This window comes from Streptomyces sp. NPDC051322, assembly GCF_040689485.1.
Lineage (GTDB): Bacteria > Actinomycetota > Actinomycetes > Streptomycetales > Streptomycetaceae > Streptomyces.
Genome location: NZ_JBFBAK010000004.1, coordinates 188,446 through 200,510, shown reverse-complemented (window position 1 = coordinate 200,510; position 12,065 = coordinate 188,446). Strand labels below are relative to the sequence as shown.

General features: G+C 68.6%; 10 protein-coding genes. 5 read left to right on the top strand and 5 right to left on the bottom strand.

Features of this window, described 5'->3' with window-relative positions:
• Positions 1 to 8: 8 nt before the first annotated feature.
• Positions 9 to 500: an NUDIX domain-containing protein gene (locus AB0436_RS12070; RefSeq protein ID WP_366467687.1), complete on the top strand. Its 492-nt coding sequence runs from the start codon at positions 9 to 11 to the stop codon at positions 498 to 500.
• Positions 501 to 697: 197 nt separating this feature from the next.
• Complete coding sequence (locus AB0436_RS12065; RefSeq protein WP_366467685.1) at positions 698 to 2,404, top strand: MFS transporter; 1,707 nt, start codon at positions 698 to 700, stop codon at positions 2,402 to 2,404.
• Positions 2,405 to 2,458: 54 nt separating this feature from the next.
• On the opposite strand, the gene AB0436_RS12060 is transcribed toward AB0436_RS12065, so the two are convergent.
• Both AB0436_RS12060 and AB0436_RS12055 read right to left on the bottom strand, forming a co-directional pair.
• Positions 2,459 to 3,313 carry a PaaX family transcriptional regulator C-terminal domain-containing protein gene (locus AB0436_RS12060; RefSeq protein ID WP_366467951.1) on the bottom strand — a complete coding sequence of 285 codons (855 nt, stop codon included), beginning with the start codon at positions 3,311 to 3,313 and terminating at the stop codon, positions 2,459 to 2,461.
• Positions 3,314 to 3,359: 46 nt separating this feature from the next.
• Positions 3,360 to 4,025 (bottom strand): class I SAM-dependent methyltransferase, encoded by a 666-nt coding sequence (locus AB0436_RS12055; protein WP_366467684.1) that lies wholly within the window; start codon positions 4,023 to 4,025, stop codon positions 3,360 to 3,362.
• Between the two features lie 103 nt (positions 4,026 to 4,128).
• Between AB0436_RS12055 and AB0436_RS12050 the strand changes: the two genes are divergently transcribed.
• Complete coding sequence (locus AB0436_RS12050; protein ID WP_366467683.1) at positions 4,129 to 4,746, top strand: helix-turn-helix transcriptional regulator; 618 nt, start codon at positions 4,129 to 4,131, stop codon at positions 4,744 to 4,746.
• A gap of 6 nt (positions 4,747 to 4,752) precedes the next feature.
• On the opposite strand, the gene AB0436_RS12045 is transcribed toward AB0436_RS12050, so the two are convergent.
• Positions 4,753 to 5,400: a hypothetical protein gene (locus tag AB0436_RS12045; protein WP_366467682.1), complete on the bottom strand. Its 648-nt coding sequence runs from the start codon at positions 5,398 to 5,400 to the stop codon at positions 4,753 to 4,755.
• Positions 5,401 to 5,429: 29 nt separating this feature from the next.
• Between AB0436_RS12045 and AB0436_RS12040 the strand changes: the two genes are divergently transcribed.
• Complete coding sequence (locus tag AB0436_RS12040) at positions 5,430 to 6,704, top strand: EfeM/EfeO family lipoprotein (RefSeq protein ID WP_366467681.1); 1,275 nt, start codon at positions 5,430 to 5,432, stop codon at positions 6,702 to 6,704.
• Between the two features lie 124 nt (positions 6,705 to 6,828).
• Positions 6,829 to 8,679, top strand: a complete 1,851-nt coding sequence (locus AB0436_RS12035; protein WP_366467680.1) for an alkaline phosphatase family protein — start codon at positions 6,829 to 6,831, stop codon at positions 8,677 to 8,679.
• 68 nt (positions 8,680 to 8,747) lie between these two features.
• Here AB0436_RS12035 and AB0436_RS12030 read toward each other — a convergent pair whose 3' ends face one another.
• Both AB0436_RS12030 and AB0436_RS12025 read right to left on the bottom strand, forming a co-directional pair.
• A complete protein-coding gene (locus tag AB0436_RS12030; protein ID WP_366467679.1) occupies positions 8,748 to 9,527 on the bottom strand; it encodes a hypothetical protein in 780 nt (259 codons plus the stop codon).
• A gap of 156 nt (positions 9,528 to 9,683) precedes the next feature.
• The gene (locus AB0436_RS12025) at positions 9,684 to 12,044 is read right to left on the bottom strand and encodes a discoidin domain-containing protein (RefSeq protein WP_366467678.1); all 2,361 of its coding nucleotides are present in this window, start codon (positions 12,042 to 12,044) and stop codon (positions 9,684 to 9,686) included.
• Between the last annotated feature and the right edge of the window lie 21 nt (positions 12,045 to 12,065).

Below are 12,065 nucleotides of genomic sequence, written 5' to 3'. Positions count from 1 at the left end.
TTCCGGACATGGCTACTCCCGACTTCATCCGAGAAATCCGTGCCACCGCGGGCCAACAGCTGCTCCTGCTGCCCGGGGTGAGCGTTGTCGTCCTCGATGACGAGGGCCGGGTGCTGCTCGGCCGGCGCGCCGACACCGGAAAGTGGTCGATCATCGGCGGTATCCCCGAGCCGGGAGAACAGCCCGCGGACACCGCTGTCCGGGAGGTCTACGAGGAGACGGCCGTCCGGTGCGTACCGGAGCGGGTGATCCTGGTCCAGGCGCTCAAGGAGATTCAGTACCCCAACGGTGACCGGTGCCAGTTCATGGACATCAGCCTGCTCTGCCGGGCGACCGGCGGCCGCGCCCGGGTCAACGACGACGAGTCACTGGACGTCGGCTGGTTCACCGTGGACGCGCTCCCCGAGCTCGGAGATTTCGCGCTGACCAGGATCAAGCGGGCCCTCGCCGGCGAACCCACCTGGTTCGAACCGGCCACCGAACCGCCCACCGTGGAATAGGACGGGCGGGCACCCCCCGAAGTCGGACCGACGGCATCTTCCCTCTCTGCGACCGTGCCCGGGGGAAAGCTCTGCCGCGACCCTAGGCGTACCGACCAGTCGGTACTACTCTCTGGCCACACTCTCGGCGCCGGGCCGCACTGTGCCCTCGTCGCACCGATGCAGCGCGCCCGGTTTCGTGATCCCCAGGAGGTCGTATGTCCGCCGTTCCGACGCCGTTCGATGCCGACAGAGCCGCGCCCGATGTCCCGGTGGCCGGTCCGCGCGGCCCGTTCGCCCGGTTGTACCGCCGTGACCTCGCGGAGTATCCGTCGACCGGGCCGCGGATGGTCTATCTGGCGATCGTGGTCGTCACCACCGTCGTGCTGTATTACATGCTGTACATCCAGTACGCGGTGGCCACCTCGATCATCACGCACTTCCACATGACCTACCGGTACTTCATCTGGGTTTCGGTGATCGGCAACGCGATCGGCGCCTTCGCCTCCCTGCTGGCGGGTCTCGCGGACCGCTGGGGCCGGGCCAACCTGGTCGTCTACGGGTTGCTGGTGGCCGCTCTGCTGGTCCTCTTCGGGTTGCCGAACGCCTCGGACAAGAGCGTCTACCTGGTGCTCTTCGCGCTGGTCAGCTTCATCGAGGGCATCGTGCTGGTGGCCACGCCCGCGCTGATCAGAGACTTTTCGCCGCAGCTGGGGCGGGCCACCGCGATGGGGTACTGGACGATGGGGCCGGTGGTGGGGAGCCTGGTGGTCACCACGGTCACCAGCAACACCCTCGCCACGTCCAGCTGGCAGCAGGAGCTGCGTTACTCGGCGATCGCCGGCCTCGTCGTGTTCGCCGTGGCACTCTTCGCCCTCCGGGAGCTGTCACCGGGGCTGCGTGACCAGATCATGGTGAGCCTGCGGGACCGTGTCCTGGTCGAGGCACGCGCCAAGGGGCTCGACACGGAGACGCTACGGCGCGGGGAGTGGCGGCAGATGCTCCGCCCGGACATCCTGGGATCCGCCTTCGCGATCTCCGCCTTCCTGCTGCTGTACTTCGCGGCGGTCGGTAACTTCGTGGTCTATTTCGCCGTCAACTACGGCTTCAGCGAGCAGCGCACCAATGGGCTGGCCAACTGGTACTGGGGGGCGAACGCCATCGCGCTGGTCCTGGTGGGCCTGGGGTCGGACCGGCTGAAGGTCCGCAAGCCGTTCATGATCGTCGGAGCCGTCGGCACGGTGGTGGCCACCGCGGTCTTCGCGACCCGGGCCACCCATCCGGGGACCGGCTACTACACGTTCGCCTGGCTCTTCATGGGGATCGGGATCTTCAGCGGGATCGCCTACGCGCCGTGGATGGCGAGCTTCACCGAGACAGTGGAGAAGCGCAATCCGGCGGCGACCGCGGCCGGTCTCGCGGTATGGGGCTGGACCATCCGCATCGTCGTCGCGGTGTCCTCCGCCTGCATTCCGGTGGTCGTCACCTCGGTCACTCCGCTGGTGGAGCACGGTGCCCAGGTGACGGCCGCCCAGGCGCAGGCCGGACCCGCTCTCGCGGTGGTGGAAGCACATCCGCAGCTCTTCGCCGAGATGGGCAAATACACCCCTGCCACCATGCCGGCCGAACTCGGCGCCCGCGCGGTCAAGGAGGTCGGCCCCGCAGATCTCGCCCTGGTGCAGAAGGCGCAGCCGCAGCTCAAGGTGTTGCAGGAGTACGGACCACGGGTGCAGAAGGCGGCCAAGGAGGGGCCCGGCGAATGGCGCACCTGGTGGTGGATCTGCGTCGGTGGTCAGGTCCTCTTCCTGCCGTTCGTCTTTGTGATGGCCGGCCGGTGGAGCCCGAAGAAGGCCCGTCAGGACGCCGAGGAACACCAGGCGGTGGTGGACAGCGAGCTGGCCGCACTGGCCTCGGCGAAGGCCTGACCGGGGGCCGGGCCGTGCACCTGTTGTGCGGCGGCGCGGCCCGCTCGCCGGCTGTCAGCGGGCAAGCGCCGCCGTCACATAGTCCCGGGCACCCGTCTCCAGTCGCGTCTGCAGGGTGAAGAACAGGTCCGCCGCCCGGATGCCGGCCCAGTCGGCCGGCAGCAGTTCCCGGGGGAGCCCGGGGTCGAGATACGGCAACTGCCGCCAGTCGGTCAGTACCCGTACGTAGTCGACGAAGGCAGCCCGCTCGTCCGGAGCGGGTGAACGCTCCGCACGGTCCAGCACGGTGGCATACTGCTGGACGAACTCGTGGGACAGCCGCTCCAGCCGGCCCAGGTCCCACCACTGCCGGACCTTGTCGTCGAGATGGTCGAAGGCCAGATGGTCGGCACGGAACAGGTCCGCGTAACCGTCCAGTTCAAGACGCCGCAGCATCTCCGCTGTGGTGTCGTAGAGATGAGCGGGTGCGATGTACACCCCCGAGGCGGCCGTGCCGAATCCCAGTCGGGTCAGCCGGGAGCGCAGCAGATGCCGCTTGCTGCGCTCCGACTCCGGTACGGAGAACATGGCCAGCAGCCAGCCGTCGGCGAGCGTCCCGCGCTGCCGCCGGAAGATCCGGTGGTCGCCTTCCCGCAGCACCGAGAGGCCCTCGCCCGAGAGCGCGTAGCCGGCTGTACCGTCGCGTCGCTCGGCCTGCAGGATGCCTCGCCGTTTGAGGCGGGAGATGGAAGACCGTACGGCGGGTGCGTCGATGCCCAGGTCCGAGAGCAGGCTGATCAGCGACGCCACCGAGAGCCAGCCGCCGTCGGTTCGGGAGTACAGGCCGTACACCGTCACGATGAACTGTCGAGGCTGCGCCGACGCCGCGGTTGATTCTCCCTCACCGGGGTCTTCTGTTGCTGCGGCGATCGTCACATGAACAGGATATCTCTCGTGCCGGTTCCCTCCGCCCGGCTCACCCCGCCGAACGCCGGACCTTGAGGGTGTTGTCCGTGCGGGTGGTGGGCCGTCCTTCCGGGTCGTTCTGGATGCGCTCGTGCTCTCCGCTGATCAGCACCTCCCACTGCCCCTCCGGGAGTCGCAGCGAGCCGAGGACCTCATCGGGCGTGGGGAAGTGCACGTCATGATCCGGCGCGCTCTCCCAGGCGGGCCAGCCGGCATGCCCGACGATCAGCAGCATGCCACCGGGAGCCACCGCTCCCGCGGCCGTCCGGAGAATCTGCTCGCGCGGCAGATCACCGTGCGAGTGCAGGAAGTGTGCGGAGACCAGATCGAAGACACCCGCCGGGAAGCTGCTGCCCAGGTCGTGCTGCTGCCAGTCGACCCGGTCGGCGATACCGGCCGCCGTGGCGTGCCGGGCAGCACGGTCGAGGGCGACGCCGGAGATGTCGGTGGCGGTCACGGTCCAGCCCTGCTGCGCGAGCCAGATCGCGTCGGCACCCTCACCGCAGCCGAGATCCAGTGCACTGCCCGGTTGCAGACCGGCGGTCTCGCGGACCAGGGTGGTGTTCGGGTTGCCACTCCAGATCCGGTCGCTCTCGCGGTAGCGGCTGTCCCAGAATTCCGCCCCTGACAGGGCGACGCCGTCCTCGGTGGGGTGCTCGGTGCGGTGCTCGTTCATCTGCGTTTCCTCTCCGCTGTTCCTGTCTGCTGTTCCTGGATCGGATAGTCGGTCAGAGCCGTACTGCTTGACAAAGGTTCTTGCCAGGTCGGCAAATGGGGGCATGGCAGAGAACGACCTCGCAAGCGTCCTGAGCGCCGTGGGCCCCCGTCTGCGGGCGCTGCGCCAGCAGCGTGGCACCACCCTGGCCCAGCTCAGCGCGGCCACCGGGATCTCGCTCAGTACGCTCTCCCGCCTGGAGTCCGGGCAGCGCAAACCGACCCTGGAGTTGCTGTTGCCTCTGGCCAAGGCACACGGTGTACCTCTGGGTGAACTGGTGGACGCGCCGCAGACCGGCGATCCCCGGGTGTACCCCCGCCCCTATACCCGCCAGGGCATGACCTTCATTCCGCTGACCCGGCACCTGGGCGGACTGAACGCCTACAAGCAGGTGCTCCCACCGGGACCGGAGTGCACCGGGGAACTGGAGCAACGTGTGCACGAGGGCTACGACTGGCTCTACGTGCTGTCCGGCAAGCTCCGGCTGGTCCTCGGCGAACACGACATGGTCCTCACCGCCGGCGAAGTGGCCGAGTTCGACACCCGTACCCCGCACGCCTTCGCCAACGCGGGGCCGGAACCGGTCGAATTCCTCAGCCTGTTCGGGAAGCAGGGCGAGCGGATGCACGTACGCGCCCGTCCCGCCGGCAGAAGGGCGGCCGACAGCGAGGACGCGAGCTGAGCGCGGTCACCGGGGCCCGGGCGCCCCGTACCAGCGCCAGGTGGTGAGGCGCGGGCGGCCGGGCAGTTCGGTGCGCCCGGTGGCCCACAGCAGGGTGGACCAGCGGTCGGCGGAATCCGGCGCGTCCGGGAACAGCCGTGCCAGGACGCGCGCACACAGATCGTCGGGCGCGCAGAAGGCGAGCCCGAGCCCCTCGGCCAGGTCGTGGGTGTGGACCAGGGTCTCCACCACGCCCATCGCCGCGAACCCCTCCGGGTCCGAGACGCCGAAACCGTGATAGGAGCGGACCGTCGGCGCTGTCGTGCGCACCATCGCGACGAGCAATGCGCCGCTGGCCTCCAGCACCTGCAGCAGGCCCTCGGGGCCCCCGGCGCGGTCCGCGTGAATCACGTTCGCCGGGCCGCCGGGCCGCCGGCTCTTCCAGACGAAGGGGACTTCTCCGTCCAACGGCGGTACCTGCGGGCCGAGTTGGGCCGCATAGGCGAAAAGGTCGTCGCTGAGGTGTTCCACGGTTTCCCAGCAGTCCCACTCCAGGGAACCGGCGTTGCGGTCCCACGCCGACGGGGGCGCGTCCCGCAGCGTGGTGACGGCGAGCCGGACGGCGCTCTGGAGGTCATCTGCGGTCACCGGGGCGGGATCGATTGTTCGAGGCATGCAGGAACGGTAGCGTCCACCCGTCTACCATGGCGTTCGCCCATGTGCCGCTGCGTCAGGAGGCCGGTGTGCCGGATCGGAGCGTCCCACGCCTTTCGAGGCGTGCGCTGGTGGCGGGCGACGGGGCGCTGGTGGCCGCTCTGGTCCTGCTCGCGGTGGTGGTGACCGGTCTTGTGCACCATCCGATGCACCCTGCCGTCAGGCCGGTGGACGGTTTGCGGCACACCCGCGTCGAGGCCTCGGCGGGCGGCTGCGGAGCCGGCTGGCAGGACCCGCACGCGGGCAACCAGGTCTTCGACGTGCACAACACCTCGAGCACACCCGTCGAGGTGTACCTGAAGAAGGTGCCCGGCGGCGCGGTGTACGGCGAGATCGAGGGGCTGGGTCCCGGCACCACCCGTCCGCTGCGGGCGGACATCGCGGGAGGGTTCTACGCCTTTGCCTGTTATCCCGACGACGGTTCGCCGGTCACCGGACCGACGGTCCAGGTCCCTGCCGGGCCGCGGCAACGCGCTTCGGGAGCCGACGCCGGTGGTCCCGCCGCCGTTCCGGTGAGCGAGCACGACCTGATCCCACCGACCCTGAGCTACCAGACCTGGGTGACCGGCCGGATGAACGATCTCGTGCGCGCCACCGAGCAACTCCGTAGCGCGGTCAGGGCCGGTGATCTGGCTCAGGCCCGCACGGCGTGGCTGCCCGCCCACCTCGTGTACGAGCGGATGGGGGCCGCCTACGGCACCTTCGGCGATGCCGACGCGGCGATCAACGGCACCACGGCAGGCCTGGCCGGTGGCGTGCGCGACCGTGACTTCACCGGCTTCCACCGCATCGAGTACGGCCTGTGGCACGGCGAGTCGGCAGCCGCCCTGCGCCCGCTCGCGGACCGGCTGGTCAAGGACGTACGGACGCTGCGCACGGACTGGAGCCGAGCGCGGATGGACCCGCTCGACCTGGGCCTGCGCGCGCACGAAATCCTGGAGAACACCGTGCAGTTCGAGCTGACCGGCCGCACCGACTACGGCAGCGGCAGCAACCTGGCGACCGCCCGTGCCAATCTCGACGGAACGCGGGTCGTGCTCTCCCGGCTGCGTCCCCTGCTCAACAGCCGCTACCCGGAACTCACGGCACTCGACAGCGGACTGGACAAGACCCAGCAGGTGCTGGACGGGCACCGTCACCGAGGCCGGTGGACACCGCTCAACAAGCTCGGCCGAGGTGACCGTGAAAAGGTGAACTCCGCTGTCGGCGGACTCGTGGAGCGACTGGCGGACGTCGCCGCCCTCTGCGACGTACGGAGGACGTGACGGGTTGTCACGCCTTCACGATCGACTTTCGTGCCCATCGTGGTGTGGCGGGTGTGGTCGGTGGTACACAGGCTCCACAAGCGCGTCGCAGGCGCATCCGGTCAGCACTGGAAGGCGGAACCGTATGGGCAACACGGGCAGAAGAACAGCCGCACGCCGCTGGGCGGCCCTGGCGGGAGCCGCCGCGCTCACCGTGCTCGGCGGGGCCGCTCCGACCTGGGCCGCAGCACCCGGCACCCACCATCCGGGGCGTCCCACCGCCACCCCCATCAAGCACCTCGTGGTGATCTTCGACGAGAACATCTCGTTCGATCACTACTTCGCGACCTACCCCGAGGCCGCGAACACCGACGGCACACCCTTCACCGCATCCCGGCACACCCCACGCGATATCGACAATCTGCGCACCGCGGGACTCCTCGACAAGAACCCCAACCAGTACCTGCCCAAGCGGCTCACCCCCGACCAGGCCATGACCTGCGACCAGAACCACGCGTACAGCCCCGAGCAGTACGCGTACAACGGCGGCAAGGCCGACAAGTTCGTGGAGAACACCGACTCCGGTAAGTGCTCGGGGAACCTCTTCGGCGAGCCCGGTCTTGCGATGGACTACTACGACGGCAACACCGTCACCGCGCTGTGGAACTACGCCCAGCACTACAGCCTCAATGACAACTCCTTCGGCTCCGCGTACGGTCCCTCGACGCCGGGTGCGGTCGAGCTGGTCTCGGGCCAGACGCACGGCGTGGTCTCCACCGATCCGAAATCGTCCACCGAGCACCCGGTACAGACCGACAAGCCCGATTCCGCGGCGGTCTCGTCCCCCGACGCGCACGGTGTCGGCACCATGATCAACGACCCGGACCCTGCCTACGACGACTGTTCCGGGAGCGATCACACCAGCCAGTCCTCGCTCGCCGAGCTCCGTGGCAAGAACATCGGCGACCGGCTGAACGAGAAGAAGGTGAGCTGGGGCTGGTTCCAGGGCGGCTTCCGCCCCAGCACGCCGTGGGCCGGCAAGCAGGACGACCTGGCCAAGTGCGGTGGCACGACCCACGCCAACGTCGGCGGCGCGCAGGTGGTGGACTACAGCCCGCACCACAACCCCTTCGCCTACTACGCGTCCACGTCGAATCCGCACCACCTGCCCCCGAAGTCCGTCGCCGAGATCGGACACGCGGGCCAGGCCAACCACAACTACGATCTGACGGACTTCGACGCGGCGCTCAAGTCAGGCAAGCTGCCGTCGGTGAGCTTCCTGAAGGCGCCCGCCTACCAGGACGGCCACGCCGGCTACTCGGATCCGCTCGACGAGCAGGACTTCCTGGTCGGACAGATCAACAGGATCCAGCAGTCCCCGCAGTGGAAGGACACCGCGGTCGTCGTCGCCTACGACGACTCGGACGGCTGGTACGACCACGTCTACGCCAAGCCGCTCAACGGCTCCGACGACACGACCGTGCAGTCGAACGGCAGGTCCGTCGACTCGCCGGCCTGCCGGCAGGGCCCGAAGGCGGCCGGCGGATACGCCGACCGCTGCGGACCCGGCGCGCGGCAGCCGATGATGGTGATCTCCCCGTACGCCAAGGTCAACAGCATCGACCACACGCGGACCGAGCAGACCTCCATCATCAAGTTCGTCGAGGAGAACTGGCACACCCGTCGCATCGGTGACCACTCCTTCGACACGCGGGCGCGATCGCTCACCGGGATGCTCGACTTCAGGCATCCGAACAACAAGCAGGTGCTCCTCAACCAGGACGGGTCCGTCAAATCGGTCGGCCCGATCCGTCGGGTGGCGCCGGTCGCGGCCACGATCACCAACCCGCAGACCACCGCCCCCATGGAAGAGCTGGCCGGGAGTGGACTGTCGCAGCACGGCCTGCTGTACGGCGGCGCGCTCGGTGCGGTAGTCATCGCCGGGGCCGGGGTCTTCCTGGGCGCCCGTCGGCGCGCCGGTTCGGGCACCGGCTGATGTTCCGCTGCCCGGTGAGCTCCGGCCCACCGGGCAGCGCAGTACCGTCCGTCACTCGGTACCGTTCGTCACGCCGCGCCGACCGGGCCCGTCTGGCGCCCCGCGGTCGAGAGATCGATGGTGAGGTTCGCCGGTGGCGTCTTCGACGGGACCGGTTTGTTGAAGTCGGCGAAGCGGATCGTTGCCTCCGAGGCATGATCCCGTACCGAGAGCTGCACCGGGTACGGCTTCCCGTGCGTGGCCACATACAGCGTCTCGGTGCGGTCTCCGACCACCCCGCGCACCGGTATCACGGAGATCCCGTGCACCGTGGTCTCCTTGCCCTTGGTGAGCTTCGCGGGCGTGGGGTCGGGGCTGTCGCCCGTCGCCTTCAGGAAGGCGTCCAGATCGCAGACCTGCGACATATCCTTGAGGGGCTGCTGCTTCGCGGAGCCCTTGAGATAGTGCCCGCCGAAGAGCTTGGCCGCAGCGCTGCCGCGAGGCGTCCGGTGCTCCCAGAACGTCCGGTCGGGCTTGATCCAGACCGTGTCACCTCGTTTGATGATCTCGACGGATCCCTGCTTCCCCAGGCTCACCGAGCCCCGGCAGTTCGCGGCGCGGTCCAGCGTGAGGTCCATCGAGGCCGGTGTGCCCGGGGCCCCGAGGCTGCCCCTGGTACTCAGATGCAGGGAGGTCACCCCGAACAGGGCATCGTGTGCCCGCCGGGTGATCTGCTGCGCCGAGAGAGAGCCGATGCCGTCGTCCGCCGAGGCGGAACCTGCTGCCGCGAGCGGTCCGGCCGTCGCGATCGTCAGAACGAATGCGGCCGCGCATGCGGCCGAAGGTGCTGCCCTGCGCTGTCCGGTCACCGTCGCCTCCCTTGAGAAGTGCCAGGTCAAGGTGAGAAGTGCCAGGTCAAGATGTGCGCGCGTTCGTACAGGCCTCGTACACGAAGAGACTACGCCCGCCGCCGCAGGGGTGCACGGCGCGCCGCGGTGCGTTGCGGCGAGCCGTGCAGCCGTCTGCTAGCCGGTATAGGCCTCGAGCTCGGAGAGCTGCGCGGCCGGCCAGCCGGTGTTGGCGGTGACGGTCACTCGCAGGTAGCGGGTCGCAGTGCCGGGCAGAGCCACCGTGGCGGTGTTCCCACCGGACGGGTCGAAGGTGTAGTCCGCCGATGCTTTGAGCGTGCTGAACGACGAGTCGTCGGTGCTGCCCGACACGCTCAGCGTCTGCGTACGAGTGGCCCAGGCGGTCGCCGGTGGGAGCTTCAGGACCAGCCGTTTGACGGTCTTGGCCGCGCCGAGGTCCACGGTGATGGACTGCGGGAAAGCGTGGTTGGTGCTCTCCCAGTAGGTGTCGGCGTTGCCGTCGAGCGCCTTGGCCGCGTTGTAGACGTCGGCATGGCCGGTGTCGGTGACCGGGCGGTCCTTGGCGATGTTGCCCGGGTCGGCGGGCGGAGTGGTCGGCGGGTCGCTGGGGCCGGTGGGGGGATCGGTCGGCGTGGTGCCGCCGCCCGGCACCCCGCCGTTGGTCCACACCGGAGCCGGCCAGGTGCCGGTGCAGACCGGTGGATCGGCGTACCAGCCCGAGTTGCCGGTGCCCTGTGTGATGACGAAGCCGGACCCGATGCAGTTGTGTATCGGGTTGGCCTGTGCGATGTGCGTGGCGGTGACGTTGGTGAACGACGCCGTGCCGGGCGCTTGGATCTGCAGCGCGTAGGTGCCCGCGCCGTCGATCCTGACGTTCTTGAAGTGCAGCCCGTTGGTGGCTCCCTCGATCAGCATGATCGCGGCGTACGAACTGTCCAGGATTTCACTGTCGGTGATGTCGATATCGCCGTTGATCGGTTCGTTGAGGCCGCTGAACCAGACAGCGCCCACGCCGAACTGCCAGTTGAAGTCGTTGTTCCCGGTACGGATCAGGGTGTTGCGGGCAGCGGTGGTGGTGCCCGAGACCGCCGTACCCTGGCCGGAGTCGACCCCTGGGTAACGGTTGGCGATGTGCAGCCCGCCCCCGTTGGTGATGGTGTCCGCCATCACGTTGTCCGACATGGTGATGTCCTTGCCGCCATAGGTGACGATGTTGTTCGCCAGGATCGGCAGGACCACCGTGTTGAATGTAAAGCTGTCGTTGACGTTCGGTACGTTCTCCGCCCACATGGCCAGACCGTCGTCACCGGTGTTGCGCACAAAGGTGTTGGTGACGGTGGAGTTGGTGACGCCCATGTGGAAGTTGACGCCGTCGGCCGTCTGATCCAGGATGCGGCTGTTCTTGATGGTGAAGTTGTTCATCGGGCCGTCCATCCAGGCGCCGACCTTGGTGTGCTGCATCCACACGTCGTCGACGGTGGAGTCGGACAGCGCGCCTCCGATGGCGTTGACCTGGTCGTTGTCCACGCGCTCGCGGATATCGCCCATGATGGCGAAGTCTTTGAGGGTGACACTGCTGCTGCCGCCGGCATCGGCGTACTTGCCGTAGACACCGACCGCCTTGCTGCGGTCGGTGGGGTCCCGGCCGGTCAGCACGGTGTACCAGGGGCCGGCCCCGGCCAGGGTCACCTGGTCGACGATGATGTGGCTGCGCACCTGGAAGGTGCCCCGCGGAATGTAGACCACCTGGTGCCGGCTCTTGCCCGCGTCGACGGCGGCTTGGATCCTGGCCGTCGAGTCGGTGGCCCCGGTGGGGTCGGCGCCGAAGTCGCTCACCGCGTTCAGCGCACCGGCCGGCTGCGCGATCGGCGCGGCCACCTGCTCGAAGTCGGCGAGGTCGATGGTGAACGTCGGTGACGCGGACGTCGACGAGACCTGCAGACGGATCTTGGTGCCTTTGGGCAGAGTCGACCCGAACATCGTGCGCGTCTCGTCGTAGAAGTGATGCGGGTCGGTGTCACCAGGATTGTTGTTGAAGGGGTAACCGCCGTAGTACCAACTGTACTTGGACGTCACCGGGACGCTCTTGAGCTGGTTTCCATTGACCTGGAGGTCGATGGCCGCGTCGCGTCCTGCGCCGTCCGGTGTGTCCGGTAGCGAGTAGCGGAACGACATGGCGTCGGCCGGCGCGGTGAGGGTGAATTCGACGTATTCGCCGGTCGCGTCGAGTGTCACCGCCTGGCGTCCGGACGCCTCCGAGGGGAGATGACCGTAGAGGCGGTCGGGGCCTATCAAGGTGCCGTTGGTAGCAGCGTATTCGGCCTCCTGTTCCTGGAACGGCACGGTTGCTCCCCGGCCGGAGATACCGACCGGGGACGGCGCGGGTACGCCGGCCTGGGCGGCCGGGGCGCTGGAGGCGGTCGACAACACCACGGCGGCGGCCGTAGCGGCGAGGGCGAGTGAGAGCGAGGCGGACAGACCGCGGCGGAGCAAGCGGCGCCCGGGTGGAGGGATCACAGGCATACGTCCTTGCGGCTC

Coding starts and splice junctions, on each gene's coding strand:
- AB0436_RS12035 (WP_366467680.1), top strand. CDS start 6,829: ATGGGCAACACGGGCAGAAGAACAGCCGCACGCCGCTGGGCGGCCCTG.
- AB0436_RS12055 (WP_366467684.1), bottom strand. CDS start 4,025: ATGAACGAGCACCGCACCGAGCACCCCACCGAGGACGGCGTCGCCCTG.
- AB0436_RS12050 (WP_366467683.1), top strand. CDS start 4,129: ATGGCAGAGAACGACCTCGCAAGCGTCCTGAGCGCCGTGGGCCCCCGT.
- AB0436_RS12070 (WP_366467687.1), top strand. CDS start 9: ATGGCTACTCCCGACTTCATCCGAGAAATCCGTGCCACCGCGGGCCAA.
- AB0436_RS12040 (WP_366467681.1), top strand. CDS start 5,430: ATGGCGTTCGCCCATGTGCCGCTGCGTCAGGAGGCCGGTGTGCCGGAT.
- AB0436_RS12045 (WP_366467682.1), bottom strand. CDS start 5,400: ATGCCTCGAACAATCGATCCCGCCCCGGTGACCGCAGATGACCTCCAG.
- AB0436_RS12065 (WP_366467685.1), top strand. CDS start 698: ATGTCCGCCGTTCCGACGCCGTTCGATGCCGACAGAGCCGCGCCCGAT.